Here is a 16,233-nt window from a genome sequence, read left to right on the forward strand (position 1 = left end):
ACGCCGGATCAGCGGCTCGAGAGAGTGGTCTGCTGCTCCTGGCCGCGCGGCTCCTGCTCGGGCAAGTCTTTTTCGCTGTAACCTTTCGGCGTGACGACGCCCAGCCTGGCCTTGATCGATTGCGGCCGCCCTTCGAACAGGGCCGCGTAATAGGTGGCGTTGGTCATCACGTTCTTCACGTAGCCGCGCGTTTCCGAATACGGGATCGATTCGATGAACACCGTGGCATCCATCGGTTTCGTCAGCGCCGAGCGCCACGAGCGCAGCCGGCCAGGCCCCGCATTGTAGGCGGCGGTGGCCAGCACCTGTGAGCCATCCATGCTGCCCAGCACCATGTTCATGTAGGTGGTGCCCAGCAGTATGTTGGTGCGCACGTCGTTCAGCATGTCCTGCACGAAGTCTGTCAGCCCGATCTTGTTGGCGACCCAGCGGCCGGTGGATGGCATCACCTGCATCAGGCCGGACGCTCCCGCGCTCGACTTGGCGTTCATGACGAAACGCGATTCCTGGCGGATCAGGCCATACACCCACGCGCGGTCGAGGCCAAGGGTGCTCGTGGCGGGCCGCATGATGTCATCGTGCGGCGCCGGGTAGCGGTGGGTGTAGTCGGCCAGCGCGCGGGTGCGCTCGGACGTGTACACCATGCGGTCCAGGATGTGGTGCTGGCGCGCATACTCGGCGGCGGCGATCAGTTCACGGTCGGACAGGCGCCGCACTTGCCAGTTCCACTCCCGCAAGCCTTCGAAGCGCAGCCGCAGGTCGAAGAATTTCAGGGCCCGCTGTATGCCGGGATTGGCGGCGATCGCGGCGATTTCGGCCGGCGTAACCGGGGCGCCGGGGGCGGGAATGCTGACGGTGCGGCCCAGCTCCTCCGCGGCCAGCAAGCCATAATAATCCTCGCGGTCGGCAATGCTCTGGTACAGGAATTGCGCCTCGGGCGTCAGCTTGCCGCCCGCCAGCGCTACGGACGTGCGGGCCTGCCAGTACACCCAGGTAGGATCCTGGCGCAATTGCGGCGGCATGGCGGCGATATGGTCGTGCACCGCTTGCCAGTTGCCGTCGCGCAGTGCGTAGCGGGTGCGCCATTGGTGCTGGTCGATCGACAGCGGGGCACCATTGGCCCGGCGCCAGTAATCGGACGTTTCCGGATCGACGACGAACGACGCCGGCAGCGCGATATTGGCCCAGCCGATCGCCTGCTCCTGGGGCGTCAACCTGGGCAGTGCCTTGCGCAACGCCAGCACGGACAGTTTCACACTCGTGCGCGCGGCCCGGCCCAGTGCGACGAGGAACACTTCGCGGTCGACCTTGGAATCGCCGACACCTTTCGCCAGCACCACGGCGGGCACGTCGATGGCCTGCGCGATCTTCTTGTCCGAGCCATTGAGCAGCATGATCGCGCGGCGCGCCGGGCCCGAGGCATTCGTTTCGCCGGCCAGGCGCACCTGCGCCCACAGGTCGTCCTGCGTGAACTGGCCGGTCTGCGCCAGCGACGCGATCAGCGCGCTGCACCCATCGCCGTAATAAGGCGGATAGATCAGCAATGCGCGGGCCTCGGCGGCCACGTTCTCGCCTTTCGACAGGCGCGACAGCAGGCCATAGCACTTGACCTGGGTATCGTCCTTCAGCACGAACAGGGGGAACTGCTGGTCGAACATGGCCCACTCGCGCTTGCGGCCCAGTTCCAGCAGCCAGTCGTTGCGCATGCGGTCGGCGATCGCGGTGCCTTCATGACGCTGCAGGAAGGCCAGGATCTCGGCCGACGTGGCGTCACGGAAATGCGATTTGAGCCGATAATAGTCGACGTAGGAAGGAATGGCGTAGTCGGCCAGCCGCGCGGCATAGAACTCGGCCTTCGGCGCATCGTTGCGGCGCACGGAATCACGCAGCAGCAGGAACGCGTCATCATCCTTGCGGCTCTCGCCGAGATCCTGCGGGATCGCCAGCGGCGACATGGCGCAGGAAATTGCAATCAGCGCGCCGGCTATCCATTTCGACGGGGAAATCAAGATACGACTCTCAAGTAGTGACATGACCAGCGACCAGAGAATAACACGCCTGACTCAAGGGCCACCACCCGCAAGCGAACAGACAAGCCCGGCTGTAAAAGCAGGCACGGCCGGGCCTGTTGCGGCCGACAAGGCGGCATTACGCAAGCAGTTGCTGGCTGTGCGGCGCAACCTGCCGGCGGACACCCGCGCGCAATGGGATGCCGACATCTGCCGGCACATCGTCGCGTGGTGGCACGAAACACAGCTCGATGCGCTGGGCGTGTACTGGCCGCTGCGCGACGAGCCCGACCTGCACCCGGCCTACGCCGAACTGGCGCGGTTGGGCGTGCGGCTGTCGTTGCCCGTGGTGCTCCAGCGCGACGCACCGCTTGATTTTGCTGCGTGGCAGATCGGCGAGCCGCTGGTGAAGGATGCCATGGGCATCGCGGTACCGGCCGAGCTGCGCATCGGGCCATACCCGCCTGCCCTGCTGGTGCCCTGCCTTGGTTTCAATGCGGCAGGCTACCGGCTGGGATACGGCGGCGGCTTCTACGACCGCACGCTGGAGAAGGAGCCGCGGCCGGCAACGGTCGGCATCGCCTACTCGTGTCTCGCCGCCGAATTCGGCAGCGACGGGCATGACATCGCGCTGGACCGCATCATCACCGAGGCCGGATGATTTGCTGCTTCAAAAATGGCGGTCCGCCGAAGCGGGACGTACCGCGTCGACGGACCGCCCATTTTTCGAGAAACATTTCTTGGAAAATGGGGTACGTCCCCATTTTCCAGGCAATTATTTCACCAGGCGCTGCCACAGGGCCGTCGTCGGGGCGACCTGGTTCATGCTGTAGAAGTGCAGGCCCGGGGCACCGCCGGCCAGCAACCGTTCGCACAGCGCCGTCACCACGTCGAGGCCGAAGGCCTTGATGGAGGCGGTGTCGTCGCCGAAGCTGGCCAGCTTGAGCCGCACCCAGCGGGGGATCTCGGCGCCGCACATGTCGGAAAAGCGCATCAGCTGGGTGTAGTTCGTGATCGGCATGATGCCGGCCACGATGGGCACGTTCACGCCCGCTTTCTGTGCCGCGTCGACGAACTGGAAGTACGCGTCGGCATTGTAGAAATATTGCGTGATCGCCGCGTCGGCGCCGGCATTCACCTTGCGCACGAACGCGTCCATATCGGATTGCGGCGATTTTGCCTGCGGGTGCACTTCGGGGTAAGCGGCCACTTCGATGTGGAACCAGTCGCCCGTTTCGGCGCGGATGAACTCCACCAGCTCGTTGGCGTAGCGGAATTCACCGGCCGCGCCGTAGCCGCTGGGCAGGTCGCCGCGCAGTGCGACGACGCGCTTGATGCCGTGCGACTTGTATTCGTCCAGGATCGCGCGGATCGATTCGCGCGTGCCGCCCACGCAGGACAGGTGGGGCGCGGCTTCCTCGCCGGCGCCCATGATGTCGAGCACGGTTTCCAGCGTGCCCCGCTGGGTGGTGCCGCCGGCACCGAACGTGACGGAAAAATACTTGGGATGCAGCTCGGCCAGCTTGGCGCGCGTGGCGCGCAGCTTTTCCGTGCCTTCCGCCGTCTTGGGCGGGAAGAATTCAATACTGAAATTATGGTCAGCCATCGGCGTCTTTCAACAACAGGGAGGAGAGGGCCCAGGAGATCACGCTGTACAGCAGTGCGCCACCGACCGCCGCCCAGAAGCTCGTCACGTTGAAGCCGTCCACGAATTGCGCCACCAGCCAGAACGTGAAACCGTTGACGATGAAGATGAACAGGCCCAGCGACAGCACGGTCACGGGTAGGGTCAGGAGCAGCAGCAGTGGACGGATCAGCGTGTTCACCAGCCCGAGGATGAGCGCCGCGATCAGGGCTGCGCCGACGCTCGTGACGTCGACGGAATGCATCAGGTAGGGCACTGCGAACAGTGCCAGGGCATTGATGAACCAGGTCAGGACCAGACGCATGTAGCAAGCCTTTGTTGAAGCTTTTCTATAAACAGGACGCGTGCCAAAAAAAGGCCGGCTTCGCGCCGGCCTTCGCACTGATTAGTAGCGGTAGTGTTCCGGCTTGTACGGGCCTTCGACCTTCACATTGATGTAGGCGGCCTGTTCCGGCGTCAGCTCGCTCAGCTGCGCATTCAGCTTCTTCAGTTGCAGGCGGGCGACCTTCTCATCCAGGTGCTTCGGCAGCGTGTAGACGCCGACCGGGTACTTGTCCTTGTGCTGGAACAGTTCGATCTGGGCGATCGTCTGGTTCGCGAACGACGAGCTCATCACGTACGACGGGTGGCCCGTGCCGCAACCCAGGTTCACCAGGCGGCCTTCGGCCAGCAGGATGATGCGTTTGCCGTCCGGGAAGATCACGTGATCGACTTGCGGCTTGATGTTTTCCCACTGGTATTTCTTCAGCGCGGCGACATCGATCTCGTTGTCGAAGTGGCCGATATTGCAGACGATGGCCTGGTCCTTCATCTTGAGCATGTGCTGTTCGGTGAGGATGTGGTAGTTGCCGGTGCAGGTGACGAAGATGTCGCCGTGTTCGGCGGCGTAATCCATCGTCACGACGCGGTAGCCTTCCATGGCGGCCTGCAGTGCGCAGATCGGGTCGATCTCGGTGACCCACACCTGGGCCGACAGCGCGCGCATGGCTTGCGCCGAGCCCTTGCCCACGTCGCCATAGCCGGCGATGACGGCGATCTTGCCGGCGATCATCACGTCGGTCGCCCGCTTGATGCCGTCGACCAGCGATTCACGGCAGCCATACAGGTTGTCGAACTTCGACTTGGTGACGGAATCGTTGACGTTGATTGCCGGGAAGGCCAGCTTGCCGTCCTTGTGCATCTGGTACAGGCGGTGCACGCCGGTCGTGGTTTCCTCGGTCACGCCCAGGATGTGCGGCAGGCGCTTCGAGTACCACGTGGCATCCTTTGCCAGGCGGGCCTTGATCGCGTTGAACAGGCAGATTTCCTCTTCCGAACCCGGGTTGTCCAGCACCGATGCATCCTTCTCGGCGCGTGCGCCCAGGTGCAGCAGCAGCGTGGCGTCGCCACCATCGTCCAGGATCATGTTCGAATACACGCCTTCGCCCGGCCACTCGAAGATGCGGTGGGTGTAGTCCCAGTATTCATCCAGCGTTTCGCCCTTGATGGCGAACACCGGCGTGCCGGCGGCGGCGATCGCGGCGGCGGCGTGGTCTTGCGTCGAGTAGATGTTGCACGATGCCCAGCGCACCTGCGCGCCCAGCGCTTCGAGCGTGCGGATCAGCACGGCGGTCTGGATCGTCATGTGCAGCGAACCGGTGATGCGGGCGCCCTTCAGGGGCTGTGCGGCGGCGAATTCTTCCTGGATCGCCATCAGGCCAGGCATTTCCGTTTCAGCGATCTTGATTTCTTTTTCGCCCCATGCGGCCAGGCCGATGTCGGCAATGATGTAATCCTGAGAATCTTTGAGTACGGCGTTCATCACGCCTCCTTTCAATGTTGAAAAAAGTTGACGTGAGCGCGGTTGCAGAAGTGTCCGAGCCTGGCGGATTCGATTGATCCGTCGCAACGCTCCTCGGAGAACAGGCATTCTATAACAAAAAACCGGATACACGATCCGGTTTTGTTGCTCTAAAAATGGGGACGTACTCCATTTTTCAGGAAACATTGCTCAGAAAATAGGGTAAGTAGCCATTTTCCTCGCAACTTTTCCTTACGACAAGCCGGCGGCGGCGCGCAGGATGGCGGCCTTGTCGGTGCGCTCCCACGTGAATTCCGGCTCTTCGCGGCCGAAGTGGCCGTAGGCGGCCGTCTTGCGGTAGATCGGGCGCAGCAGGTCCAGCATCAGCACGATGCCTTTCGGACGCAGGTCGAAATGTTCCTGCACCAGTTCGGCGATCTTCTCGTCCGGGATCACGCCGGTGCCTTCGGTGTACACGGTGATGTTGATCGGGCGGGCCACGCCGATCGCATACGACACCTGCACCTGGCACTGGCGCGCCAGGCCGGCGGCCACCACGTTCTTGGCCACGTAGCGGGCAGCGTAGGCGGCCGAGCGGTCGACTTTCGACGGATCCTTGCCGGAGAACGCGCCGCCGCCGTGCGGGGCGGCGCCGCCGTACGTGTCGACGATGATCTTGCGGCCGGTCAGGCCGCAGTCGCCCTGCGGGCCGCCGATGACGAAGCGGCCGGTCGGGTTGACCAGGTATTTCGTGTTCTGCAGCCATTCCTTCGGCAGCACCGGGCGGATGATCTCTTCGATCACGGCTTCCTCGATCTGGCTGTGGCTGATTTCCGGCGCGTGCTGGGTGGACAGCACGACGGTGTCGACAGCCACCGGGCGGCCATTCACGTAGCGCAGCGTGACTTGCGACTTCGCATCCGGGCGCAGCCACGGCAGGCGGCCATCCTTGCGCAGCTGCGACTGGCGCTCGACGAGGCGGTGCGAATAGTAGATGGCGGCAGGCATCAGTTCCGGCGTTTCATCGCAGGCATAGCCGAACATCAGGCCCTGGTCGCCGGCGCCCTGGTCCAGGTCGATGCCGGCGCCTTCGTCCACGCCCTGGGCGATGTCCGGCGACTGCTTGTCGTAGGCCACCAGCACGGCGCAACCGCGGTAATCGATGCCGTAGTCGGTGTTGTCGTAGCCGATGCGCTTGATGGTCTCGCGGGCGACCTGAATATAATCCACGTTGGCGTGGGTGGTGATTTCACCGGCCAGCACAACGAGGCCGGTGTTGCACAGCGTTTCGGCGGCCACGCGCGCTTTCGGGTCCTGTTCCAGGATCGCGTCGAGGATGGCGTCGGAAATCTGGTCGGCAACCTTGTCGGGATGGCCTTCGGAAACGGACTCGGAAGTGAAGAGGTAATCGATGGAAGACATCGCAAGCTCCTGTAAATTGTTGAGACGATGGTAATGAGACTGTCGCAACAACCCATACGGCTTGCGACGCTTTAGCGATATTTGTATCCCGCCTCGCAAGTTGTCTGTTAACTCGGCGGTTACTGCTGACGTGGTATTTTACGCTTCTTCAAAAATTTTTGCGCAGGCACACTTCTTTTTTTCGAGTTCATGCTGTTACGAATTTTCCGTTTCTTTTCAATATTCTCCTTGCCCGCCCTGCATGCGCTGGGCAGCGTACTGGGCTGGCTGGTCTACCTGTTGACGCCGTCCTATCGCCGCCGCATGCGCGACAACATGGCCCGCGCCGGCTATGCGGGACACCTGCGCCAGGCCATTGCGGAAGCTGGCAAGGCGGTGGCCGAGCTGCCCTTCGTGTGGCTGGCTTCCGAGGAACGCATCGCCCGCCGCGTGTTCCTGAAGAACTACGAACTGGTCGAGGAACACCTGCGCGCCGGGCGGGGCATCGTGTTTCTCACGCCACACCTGGGCTGCTTTGAAATCACGGCGCAGCGCGTCTCGCACGATACCGAGCTGATGGTCATGTACCGGCCGCCGAAGCAGGCGGCCATGAAGCCGCTGGTGGAAGTGGCGCGGGCGCGCGGCCAGATGGTGCTGGCGCCGGCCAACCTGTCCGGCGTGCGGATGCTGGCCAAGTTCCTGAAGTCCGGCAAGCCGATCGGCATCCTGCCGGACCAGGTGCCACAGGAAGGCGAAGGCGTGTGGGCCGATTTCTTCGGCCGGCCCGCCTACACGATGACCTTGCCGGCCAAGATGGCGAAACTGGGCGGCGATGCGCCGGTGCTGCTGACGTATGCCGAACGCCTGCCGCGCGGGCGGGGCTTCCTGATCCACTTCGTGCCGTTCCCCGGCTCGCTGGAAGGCGACAATGCGCAGCAGGCACGCGCCATCAATGCGGCGATGGAACAGTTGATCGCCGGCTGCCCGTCCCAGTATTACTGGAGCTACAACCGCTACAAGGTACCGCCCGGCACCGTGGCCCCCACCGTGGTGGAGGCGGCATGAAGCTGCTGCTTGGTTTCATGTGGCTGCTGCACTGGCTGCCACTGCCGGTGCTGGGCCGTTTCGGCACGGCGGTGGGCAGCCTGCTGTTCGTGATCATGGGCCCGCGCCGCGAAATCGCACTGGTCAACCTGCGCCTGGCGATGCCGGAATTGACGGAAGACCAGCGCCGCGACCTGGCGCGCCGGCACTTCCAGGCCTATTCGCGCAGCGTGTTCGAACGGGCCATCCTGTGGTGGGCATCGGAAGCGCGCCTGAAACGGCTGATCCGGATCGAGACGAGCGCGGGCATGCCACCCGGCCAGATCCCGGTGGCCGCGATGACGGAAAAACCGACAATCCTGCTGTGCCCGCACTTCGTGTGCCTGGACGTCGGCGGCGCCGCGATCGCGATGGAAGCCTCCGCCTCGTCGATGTACGTCACGCAGAAGAACGCCACGTTCGATGCGGTGCTGCGCGCCGGGCGAGCAAGGTTCAAGCCCGTCAAGCTGTTCACGCGGCAAGACGGGATCAAGCCGATCCTGCGCGCACTGCGCGACCGCCTGCCCTACTTCATGCTGCCGGACATGGATTTCGGCGAGAAGGATGCGGAGTTCGTGCCCTTCTTCGGCGTGCCGGCCGCCACGCTGACGGCCACGGCGCGCATCGCCGCCACCACGGGCGCGCAGGTCATGCCGGTGATTGCGACTTTTTTGCCAAATTATCAAGGTTGGCGCGTCAAGTTCTACCCGGTGTGGGACAATTATCCTGGTACCGACATGGTTGCCGCCACGCGCCGCATGAACGAGTTCATCGAGGAACGCGTGCGCGAGGCGCCAGCGGAATATTTCTGGACCCACAAGCGCTATAAAACCCGCCCCAACGGCGAACCGTCCTTCTATTCAAACAAGCGATGAAACTCAAATTCACCAAGATGCATGGCGCCGGCAACGACTTCGTCGTGATCGATGCCATCAACCAGCAGATCGACTTCACTCCCGCGCAGTGGAAGGCGCTGGCAGACCGCCGCTTCGGCGTTGGCGCGGACCAGTTGCTGGTGGTCGAGAAATCGACCAACCCCAGCTGCGACTTCCGCTACCGCATCTTCAACAACGACGGTGGCGAAGTGGAACAGTGCGGCAATGGCGCACGTGCCTTCGCGAAATTCGTGGCCGAAAAAGGCTTGACCGAGCGCCGCAGCATCGCCGTGGAAACGATGTCCGGCATTATCGCGCCGCGCCTGGAAGAGGATGGCAGCGTGACGGTGGACATGGGTGCCCCCGTGTTCGATCCAGCCCTCGTGCCATTCGACACGGAAGGTTTGCAGGGCCAGCCGGAAGGCAGCGACACGCTGTGGCCGCTGGTGCTGGAACTGGCGGGTGAAAAGGAAACCGTGCCCGTCTCCGTGCTGTCGATGGGCAACCCGCATGCGGTGCAGGTCGTGCCGGACGTGGACACGGCGCCCGTTGAACTGACCGGCCCGCTGATCGAGCATCATGCCCACTTCCCCAACCGCGTCAACGCCGGCTTCATGCAGCCCGTGAGCCGCAACCATATCCGCTTGCGCGTGTTCGAACGGGGCGCCGGTGAAACGCTGGCCTGCGGTACCGGTGCCTGCGCGGCCGTCGTGGCCGGCATCCGCCGCGGCTTGCTCGACTCGCCCGTGCGCGTGGATGCGCGGGGCGGCGAACTGTCGATTGCCTGGGCTGGCGAAGGCGAACCCGTTTACCTGACCGGCCCCGCCGTGACCGTGTTCGAAGGCGAAATCACGGTCTGAACACACCAGGTCAGGCGGCCAGCCGTGCGCGGCCGCCCGCGACACCAGCCTCGACCGACTGCAACCACGTCTTGAAGCGGTACAGCCGCTGCCGGTAATTGCCTTCCAGGTGACCGTCGACGTGCTCGAATTGCCGCGCGATACGGTCCAGCGCCTGGCGCTGACGGGCATTTTCCACCAGCACCAGCCGGCGCCGGCCGCGGCCATAACTGGCACGGATGTCCACGACGAGGCAATGCCCCTCATCGGCCGCCTTCACGTCCAGCAACAGCGCCTCCGCGCGCGTCAGCCCGAACAGCGCGGCCAGTTCGATCCGGGCCGCCAGCAATGGCTGGTTGCTCGCCAGTTCCCGGGTCAGCAATGGCAACAGCGACACTGCCCAGCCGGTGCCATCCGGTGCCGGCGCAATGCGCGCCAGCACCTCGGCAGCCTGGTCGCAGTGCTGCGCCGCCGCTTTCTGCAGCCAGTAAGCGGCCTTGACATCATTGCTGTCGCAGCTGCGGCGCATGCGCCATGCCTGCAAGCCGCATTCGAGTTGCGCGCCGCCATGGCCCAGCGCCGCCGCCCGCTCCAGGCAGGCTTGCGCCTCGCCCACGCAGCGTTGCGAGAATTCCGGTTTCACATAGATGCGCGACAGCGCGAACCAGGCATCGGCCAGGCCCTGTTCGCCCGCCAGCGTGAGCCAGCGCACGGCCCGCTTGAAGCTGGCCGGACAGCCGTGCGGCAGCCGCACCCCTTCCGCATCGATACGCGCCAGAGACAGGCCCAGCGCCAGTTGTGCACGGCGGTCGCCCGCCGTGGCGGCCAGTTCGCGCATCCGCTGTACTTCGTCGCCATCGGCGCCGGGCGTGCCGGCCAGCGCCTCGGCGCAGCGTGCCAGCAGGGCTGCGTCCGCGGCAGAGCCCGCCCATGCGGCGCAATCGGCCGGTGCCCGTGCAAGCAGCGCGCGCGCCAGGGGCAGTGCTTCGGCAAGGGGGACGGCTGCCTCGTGCAGCGTGGGTTCGACACTGCCGCGCCCTGGCTGCGCGACGGCTGCTTGCGCCGGCTCCGGCGCGGCAAGGCGCAGGCGAGCCAGCAGCACGCCTGCCTCGCCGGAACCGGCCCGTGCCGCCGCCTCGAGCGCACGCCGGGCGCGCTGGCACAAGCCCGGCTGGGTAATAACCGGTTCCTGCAGCAACAGCTGGGCAAGCGTGAGCGTGGCCTGCACGATGCCCGCATCGCTGGCGCGCGCATACCAGTCCAGTAATGAGGCCCGATGGTGGCTTGCATATTGCCATGCGATGTGGCGGCCGATCAGCAACCAAGCCTCGTCGATGCCGGCCGCGGCGGCCCGCGCCAGCCAGTGCAGTGCGGTCGGCGGGCTGCATGGCAGGCCGGCGCCGCCGGCGAGATACAGTTTGCCCAGTTTCAGCTGGCAAGCGGCGTCACCCGCTCGCGCACCCCTGATCACTGCCAGCTCTTCACGATTGGCCATGCGGTCTCCAGAAAGCTGCGCTATCCGCGAAAACAGGCCAGGCCGGTTTTCGTCTTCGTGCGCATTTTTTCGTTATGAAGTAACGGCGCAACTGAACAGTTTAGACACTGGACTGTTGCGCTTGCCCGACAAGGATGACTCCGCTTGATCTTGCGCAAACGTGGTCAACCAGCGCTGCGGCTACGCTAATGTGGATACCTTACCAATGAAAGGATTCCATGACGTGGATAAACAAATGGCACCGTAAAACTACCGTTTTATAAATACAACAAGAATCCCGTGTTTTTCCGCTTTCAACCAAGTCTCGTGCCGCCAATCGACCAATCTGGCGATCTCGACGGCAACACGATCTAAGGTGCACCTGTCCAGTTTCACAAGCATTCACCGCTGGCTTCTTGAACCCATCAATTCAGAACAGAGGGAACGACAAATGAAGAAACCCTTGGTTGCCCTGGCCCTGACCGCCGCTTTCGGCAGCGCGGCCGCCCAGTCTTCCGTGACCATCTACGGCACCATCGACGCAGGCATTCAGCGCACCACCCACGCGCCCAACGATGCAACGCAGGTGACCCGGCGCGATAACAACAAGCTGGGCTTTCGTGGTGTCGAAGATCTCGGCAATGGCCTGAAAGCGCTGTTTCAGCTGGAAATTCGCTACGACCCCGATACCGGCGCCCTTGAAAACAATGTGCGCCCCCTGTTCCAGGGCCAGAGCCGCGTCGGCCTGCAGGGCGCGTTCGGTACCGTCCGCATCGGTCGCGGGCTGACCGCCTACCAGGAATCCTCGGTCGCGTTCGAACCGTGGTCCGGCTTGCCCAACGTGGCCGGCTACCAGACCGACCTGCACGTGGCCGGCTACACGAGCGATCCGCTGAGCGTGGCCGGCAATTCGGCGAACCGCTTCTCGAACGCCGTGTTCTACAACACCCCGGTCATGAACGGCTTCCAGGTCAACGTGTCGGTGGCCACCAAGGAAGGCAACAATAGTCCGGCCGTCATCGGCAAGGGTACCGCCGCCGCGCCGCAATATGCCGCCAATGCCCAGGCATCGGCCAACCCCTATTCCGTCAGCGCCACGTACACCAACGGCCCGTTTGCCGCGATGCTGGGCGCCGAGCGCAACGCCATCGAAACGAAGATGTGGTCGGTCGCGGCGTCGTACAAGCCGGTACCCGACCTGAAACTGATGGCCTCCTACCAGCGCCAGGACCAGGGTCACACGCAGTGGATCAACGAGAATATCCGCGCCTGGGTACTGGGCGCCAATTACACGGTCGGCCCGAACAAGTTCATTGCCGGCTATGGCCAGAAAGACCCGGATGGCGTGATCAAGACCAAGCAGGCTTCCGTCGGCTATGAGTACAGCCTGTCGCCACGGACTTACCTGTATGTCGACCTGTCCGTCAAGAAGACGCCGTTCGTCGTGACCGCCACCAACGATGTCACGCGCAAGCATTACGCGCTGGGCGTGCACCACAATTTCTAAGTTCGTCAGCAGAGTGCGAGGGAGAAGCGCTCCGGGGCAGTTTTCCGGAGCGCTCTTTTTTACTGGCCCGTCGGGTAGAATGTTGCTTGCTTTTTTTAAAGTGACAACAATGACCGCTATCCTGGATTCCTCGGCTGTCGCGCAATACCTGACAGACCATCCCCATTTCTTTGAAGAACATGCAGGCCTGCTGGGCGACGTCCGGTTGTCCAGCCCGCTGACCGGCCGCGCCGTGTCGCTGCAGGAACGCCAGATGGAAGTCATGCGCGAGCGATACAAGGCGCTGGAATTGCGCCTGGCCGAACTGAACCGGCATGCGCAGGAAAACCAGGCCATCGCCAACCGCTTCCATGGCTGGAACCAGGCGCTGCTGCGCGAGCGGGACGTGGCGGCCTTGCCGCGGGCCGTGACCGAAGGGCTGAAGAAGGAATTCAACGTACCGGCGGCCACGCTGCGCCTGTTCGGCGTGGCGCCGGCCCATGCCGACGAATGGTTTGCCGCTGGGGTATCGGACGATGCGCGCCTGTTCGCCAACGGCCTGCTCACGCCCTACTGCGGCAGCAACAACGATTTCGAAGCCGTGCGCTGGCTCGACGATGCGGGCTCGATCAAGTCCGCCGTCATCGTGGCACTGCGCCAGCCGGGCTCCAAGGGGCCGGCATTCGGCCTGCTGATCATGGGTTCGCCCGACGCGGAACGCTTCACGTCGCTGATGGCCACCGATTTCCTGGTGCACATCGGTGAAACCGCCAGCGTGGCGCTGGCACCGCTGCTGGCCTGACCATGACAGCCCCGGGCGGCAAGGCTGGCTGGCCTGCTTCCTGGCTGCGGCACCTGGCCACGCAGCGCAAGCTGTCGGCACGCACGGTCGATGCTTATGGCCGCGACGTGGCCGAGCTGGCCGCACTCTCCGGCGACCAGGAATGGACCGCCATTTCGCATGCGGACATCCGCCGCTTCACGGCCAGGCTGCATGCCGGCGGCCAGGAACCGCGATCGATCGCCCGCAAGCTCTCCGCCTGGCGTGGCTTTTTCGACTGGCTGGCCGAACAGACCGCACTGGCCGCCAATCCCGTCGAGGGCGTGCGCGCACCGAAACGCGCCAAACTGCTGCCGAAAGCCCTGTCGGTCGACGATGCGGTACAACTGGTGTCCACCCCTGCGCGTCCCGCATCGGCACCTGTTCCCGCTGAACTGTGCAACAGCGCCATGTTCGAACTGCTGTATTCCAGCGGCTTGCGGGTCTCGGAATTATGCGGGCTCGACCTGCAGTTCAGGAAAGCGGAAGGCCACGCCGCCGCTTCGGCAGGATGGCTCGAGCGCGACAATGCCGAAGTCGTCGTGACCGGCAAGGGCAACAAGATGCGCCGCGTGCCGGTCGGCAAGGCCGCGCTGGCGGCGATCGATGCCTGGCTGCACGTGCGCCCGGTGCCGGCCGACGGCAGTGCCGCGCTGTTCGTGAGCGAGCGCGGCAGCAGAATGTCGCCACGCGTGGTGCAAATGCGCCTGAAGCGGCATGCGCTTGCCACCGGCGCACCGATGCATGTGCACCCGCACATGCTGCGCCATTCGTTTGCCTCGCACGTGCTGCAATCGTCCGGCGACCTGCGCGCCGTGCAGGAAATGCTGGGACACGCCAGCATTACATCCACCCAGGTCTATACCGCGCTGGATTTCCAGCACCTGGCCGAGGTGTACGACAAGACCCATCCCCGTGCAAAAACCGACAAGGGAACAAGCTGATACACATCAATTGTGCGATTGGACAGGGCAATTGGAATTCCGGCATAATCGATCGATTCTCATTTTGGCAACCCGTTTTATCAACGGCCGCTGCACCGATTCGGCAAAGAATCAGTAAGACTCAGTAAGATCCCGCAAGATTCCGCAAGACTCCGCAACGATTTGGCAACTGACATGGCAATGATTCCGACTACCATCCTGACCGGCTTCCTTGGCGCCGGCAAAACCACGCTGTTGAACCGCATCCTGCGCGAACAGCACGGCATGCGCATCGCCGTGATCGAGAACGAATTTGGCCAGGAAAACATCGACAACGAAATCCTCGTGCAGGAAAGCCGCGAGCAGATCGTCGAAATGAACAACGGCTGCATCTGCTGTACCGTGCGTGGCGACCTGATCATCGGCCTGTCGGACCTGGCGAAGAAGCGCGCCGCCGGCGAGATCGCGTTCGACCGCGTCGTCATCGAAACGACCGGCCTGGCCAATCCCGGCCCTGTCGCGCAAACGTTCTTCATCGACGAGGAAGTGGGCAGCCATTACATGCTCGATGCGATCGTGACCGTGGTCGATGCCCGCCATGCGATGCAACAGCTCGATGCCAATGAGGAAGCGCAGCGCCAGGTGGGCTTCGCGGACAAGATCCTGCTGTCGAAAACCGACCTGGTCGATGCCGCCGCGATCGGGGAACTGACGGCGCGCCTGAAGCGGATCAACCCGCGCGCGCCGATCGGCCGCTCGGATTTCGGCAACGCGCCGATTACCGAGGTGCTGGACCTGAAAGGTTTCAACCTGAACGAGAAACTGGAGATCGATCCGGATTTCCTGGCTGCCGAAGAGCACGATCATGATCATGACCACCATGATCACGACCACGAGCATGGCGAGCACTGCGACCACCCGAGCCATGCGCATGGCCACGGACACGGGCATCATACGGACGAGATTTCCGCCTTTGCCTTCAAGAGCGAGCGCCCGTTCGATTCGGCGAAGCTCGACGAATTCCTGGGTGGGCTCGTGAATGTGTATGGTCCTCGCATGTTGCGCTACAAAGGCGTATTGTGGATGCAGGGTGCCGAGCGCAAGGTTGTTTTCCAGGGCGTGCACCAGTTGATGGGCAGCGATCTGGGCGCCAAGTGGGGCGAAAATGATGTGCGCGGCAGCAAGATGGTGTTTATCGGCAAAAATCTACCGAAAGACATCTTTATTCGCGGTTTGGAACAATGTCTGGTATAAACTAACCCGGTTTTTGTGGGGCCGCGTCCGGTCCAGGCCAAGCGGCCACCCGGCTGGAATTTGAAAAACTCTGTCGTATCGAAGGTAAGCGAAGTCATGACCAAAACAAATAAGACCCCGCGGAAGCGCCTATCCTCACCGATGAAGAAATCCTCGCGATGAGCGACAAGGACTACATGAATCCGGCGCAGCAGGCGTTCTTCAAGGCCAAGTTGCAGGCCCTTGAAAAGGAATTGCTGAAAAATGCCGGCGAAACCACGGAACACCTGCGTGAAACCGTGCTGGTGCCCGATCCGGCGGACCGCGCCACGATCGAAGAAGAGCATGCACTGGAACTGCGCACCCGCGATCGCGAACGCAAGCTGCTGAAGAAAGTACAGCAATCGATCGTTGCGATCGACAGTGGCGAATATGGCTGGTGCGAAGAAACCGGCGAGCCGATCGGCATTCCCCGCCTGATCGCCCGCCCGACGGCCACGCTGTCGCTGGAAGCGCAGCAGCGGCGCGAGCTGAAACAGAAACTGTACGGCGACTGACCCGCCCTCTTCCCATAAAAAAGCATGCCGTGGCATGCTTTTTTGTTGCCTGTCTTATTTGCTGTCTTATTCTCTGCGTGATTTCCAGCCCTGCTTCTGCCGTATTGG

At 63.3% G+C, this 16,233-nt stretch carries 15 protein-coding genes and 1 riboswitch; of the genes, 9 read left to right on the top strand and 6 right to left on the bottom strand.

Annotated elements, in window-relative coordinates; translation table 11 throughout:
* Nucleotides 1–8: 8 nt before the first annotated feature.
* Nucleotides 9–2,009, bottom strand: a complete 2,001-nt coding sequence (locus EWM63_RS11380) for a lytic transglycosylase domain-containing protein (RefSeq protein ID WP_130186616.1) — start codon at nucleotides 2,007–2,009, stop codon at nucleotides 9–11.
* 22 nt (nucleotides 2,010–2,031) lie between these two features.
* Between EWM63_RS11380 and EWM63_RS11385 the strand changes: the two genes are divergently transcribed.
* Nucleotides 2,032–2,670 (top strand): 5-formyltetrahydrofolate cyclo-ligase, encoded by a 639-nt coding sequence (locus EWM63_RS11385; protein WP_130186617.1) that lies wholly within the window; start codon nucleotides 2,032–2,034, stop codon nucleotides 2,668–2,670.
* Nucleotides 2,671–2,784: 114 nt separating this feature from the next.
* Here EWM63_RS11385 and metF read toward each other — a convergent pair whose 3' ends face one another.
* From metF to metK, 4 genes are all read right to left on the bottom strand, one after another.
* Nucleotides 2,785–3,615, bottom strand: a complete 831-nt coding sequence (gene metF, locus EWM63_RS11390) for a methylenetetrahydrofolate reductase [NAD(P)H] (protein ID WP_130186618.1) — start codon at nucleotides 3,613–3,615, stop codon at nucleotides 2,785–2,787.
* Nucleotides 3,608–3,958: a phage holin family protein gene (locus EWM63_RS11395; protein ID WP_130186619.1), complete on the bottom strand. Its 351-nt coding sequence runs from the start codon at nucleotides 3,956–3,958 to the stop codon at nucleotides 3,608–3,610. The genes metF and EWM63_RS11395 overlap by 8 nt, the downstream gene beginning before the upstream one ends.
* An 81-nt stretch (nucleotides 3,959–4,039) precedes the next feature.
* Complete coding sequence (ahcY, locus tag EWM63_RS11400; RefSeq protein ID WP_130186620.1) at nucleotides 4,040–5,455, bottom strand: adenosylhomocysteinase; 1,416 nt, start codon at nucleotides 5,453–5,455, stop codon at nucleotides 4,040–4,042.
* A 27-nt stretch (nucleotides 5,456–5,482) separates the two neighbouring features.
* Nucleotides 5,483–5,556: riboswitch (S-adenosyl-L-homocysteine riboswitch) on the bottom strand.
* 130 nt (nucleotides 5,557–5,686) lie between these two features.
* Entirely contained in the window at nucleotides 5,687–6,856 is a 1,170-nt protein-coding gene (metK, locus tag EWM63_RS11405; RefSeq protein WP_130186621.1) for a methionine adenosyltransferase, read from the bottom strand.
* Between the two features lie 189 nt (nucleotides 6,857–7,045).
* On the opposite strand from metK, the gene EWM63_RS11410 reads away from it, so the two are divergent.
* Genes EWM63_RS11410 through dapF form a run of 3 tightly spaced genes read left to right on the top strand, consistent with a single transcriptional unit; the run spans nucleotide 7,046 to nucleotide 9,653 of the window.
* Entirely contained in the window at nucleotides 7,046–7,900 is an 855-nt protein-coding gene (locus tag EWM63_RS11410) for a lysophospholipid acyltransferase family protein (protein ID WP_130186622.1), read from the top strand.
* A complete protein-coding gene (locus EWM63_RS11415) occupies nucleotides 7,897–8,793 on the top strand; it encodes an LpxL/LpxP family acyltransferase (RefSeq protein ID WP_130186623.1) in 897 nt (298 codons plus the stop codon). The genes EWM63_RS11410 and EWM63_RS11415 overlap by 4 nt, the downstream gene beginning before the upstream one ends.
* On the top strand, nucleotides 8,790–9,653 hold the full coding sequence (dapF, locus tag EWM63_RS11420) for a diaminopimelate epimerase (protein ID WP_130186624.1): 864 nt from the start codon (nucleotides 8,790–8,792) through the stop codon (nucleotides 9,651–9,653). The genes EWM63_RS11415 and dapF overlap by 4 nt, the downstream gene beginning before the upstream one ends.
* Nucleotides 9,654–9,663: 10 nt before the next feature.
* Here the strand turns inward: dapF and EWM63_RS11425 are convergent, their stop codons facing one another.
* A complete protein-coding gene (locus tag EWM63_RS11425) occupies nucleotides 9,664–11,127 on the bottom strand; it encodes an SEL1-like repeat protein (protein WP_130186625.1) in 1,464 nt (487 codons plus the stop codon).
* A 430-nt stretch (nucleotides 11,128–11,557) separates the two neighbouring features.
* Between EWM63_RS11425 and EWM63_RS11430 the strand changes: the two genes are divergently transcribed.
* From EWM63_RS11430 to dksA, 5 genes are all read left to right on the top strand, one after another.
* Nucleotides 11,558–12,613 carry a porin gene (locus EWM63_RS11430; protein WP_130186626.1) on the top strand — a complete coding sequence of 352 codons (1,056 nt, stop codon included), beginning with the start codon at nucleotides 11,558–11,560 and terminating at the stop codon, nucleotides 12,611–12,613.
* Nucleotides 12,614–12,722: 109 nt separating this feature from the next.
* Nucleotides 12,723–13,394 (top strand): DUF484 family protein, encoded by a 672-nt coding sequence (locus tag EWM63_RS11435; RefSeq protein ID WP_130186627.1) that lies wholly within the window; start codon nucleotides 12,723–12,725, stop codon nucleotides 13,392–13,394.
* A gap of 2 nt (nucleotides 13,395–13,396) precedes the next feature.
* On the top strand, nucleotides 13,397–14,356 hold the full coding sequence (locus tag EWM63_RS11440; protein ID WP_130186628.1) for a tyrosine recombinase XerC: 960 nt from the start codon (nucleotides 13,397–13,399) through the stop codon (nucleotides 14,354–14,356).
* Nucleotides 14,357–14,530: 174 nt separating this feature from the next.
* Nucleotides 14,531–15,589 (top strand): CobW family GTP-binding protein, encoded by a 1,059-nt coding sequence (locus EWM63_RS11445; protein ID WP_130186629.1) that lies wholly within the window; start codon nucleotides 14,531–14,533, stop codon nucleotides 15,587–15,589.
* Between the two features lie 158 nt (nucleotides 15,590–15,747).
* On the top strand, nucleotides 15,748–16,125 hold the full coding sequence (gene dksA, locus EWM63_RS11450) for an RNA polymerase-binding protein DksA (protein ID WP_229487856.1): 378 nt from the start codon (nucleotides 15,748–15,750) through the stop codon (nucleotides 16,123–16,125).
* Nucleotides 16,126–16,233: the final 108 nt, after the last annotated feature.

Source organism: Pseudoduganella lutea (genome assembly GCF_004209755.1).
GTDB lineage: Bacteria > Pseudomonadota > Gammaproteobacteria > Burkholderiales > Burkholderiaceae_D > Rugamonas > Rugamonas lutea.

Excerpts from the sequence above, each read along its gene's own strand:
- EWM63_RS11385 (WP_130186617.1), top strand. The coding sequence starts at position 2,032 with ATGACCAGCGACCAGAGAATAACACGCCTGACTCAAGGGCCACCACCC.
- metF (WP_130186618.1), bottom strand. The coding sequence starts at position 3,615 with ATGGCTGACCATAATTTCAGTATTGAATTCTTCCCGCCCAAGACGGCG.
- EWM63_RS11395 (WP_130186619.1), bottom strand. The coding sequence starts at position 3,958 with ATGCGTCTGGTCCTGACCTGGTTCATCAATGCCCTGGCACTGTTCGCA.
- ahcY (WP_130186620.1), bottom strand. The coding sequence starts at position 5,455 with ATGAACGCCGTACTCAAAGATTCTCAGGATTACATCATTGCCGACATC.
- metK (WP_130186621.1), bottom strand. The coding sequence starts at position 6,856 with ATGTCTTCCATCGATTACCTCTTCACTTCCGAGTCCGTTTCCGAAGGC.
- EWM63_RS11410 (WP_130186622.1), top strand. The coding sequence starts at position 7,046 with ATGCTGTTACGAATTTTCCGTTTCTTTTCAATATTCTCCTTGCCCGCC.
- EWM63_RS11415 (WP_130186623.1), top strand. The coding sequence starts at position 7,897 with ATGAAGCTGCTGCTTGGTTTCATGTGGCTGCTGCACTGGCTGCCACTG.
- dapF (WP_130186624.1), top strand. The coding sequence starts at position 8,790 with ATGAAACTCAAATTCACCAAGATGCATGGCGCCGGCAACGACTTCGTC.
- EWM63_RS11425 (WP_130186625.1), bottom strand. The coding sequence starts at position 11,127 with ATGGCCAATCGTGAAGAGCTGGCAGTGATCAGGGGTGCGCGAGCGGGT.
- EWM63_RS11430 (WP_130186626.1), top strand. The coding sequence starts at position 11,558 with ATGAAGAAACCCTTGGTTGCCCTGGCCCTGACCGCCGCTTTCGGCAGC.
- EWM63_RS11435 (WP_130186627.1), top strand. The coding sequence starts at position 12,723 with ATGACCGCTATCCTGGATTCCTCGGCTGTCGCGCAATACCTGACAGAC.
- EWM63_RS11440 (WP_130186628.1), top strand. The coding sequence starts at position 13,397 with ATGACAGCCCCGGGCGGCAAGGCTGGCTGGCCTGCTTCCTGGCTGCGG.
- EWM63_RS11445 (WP_130186629.1), top strand. The coding sequence starts at position 14,531 with ATGGCAATGATTCCGACTACCATCCTGACCGGCTTCCTTGGCGCCGGC.
- dksA (WP_229487856.1), top strand. The coding sequence starts at position 15,748 with ATGAGCGACAAGGACTACATGAATCCGGCGCAGCAGGCGTTCTTCAAG.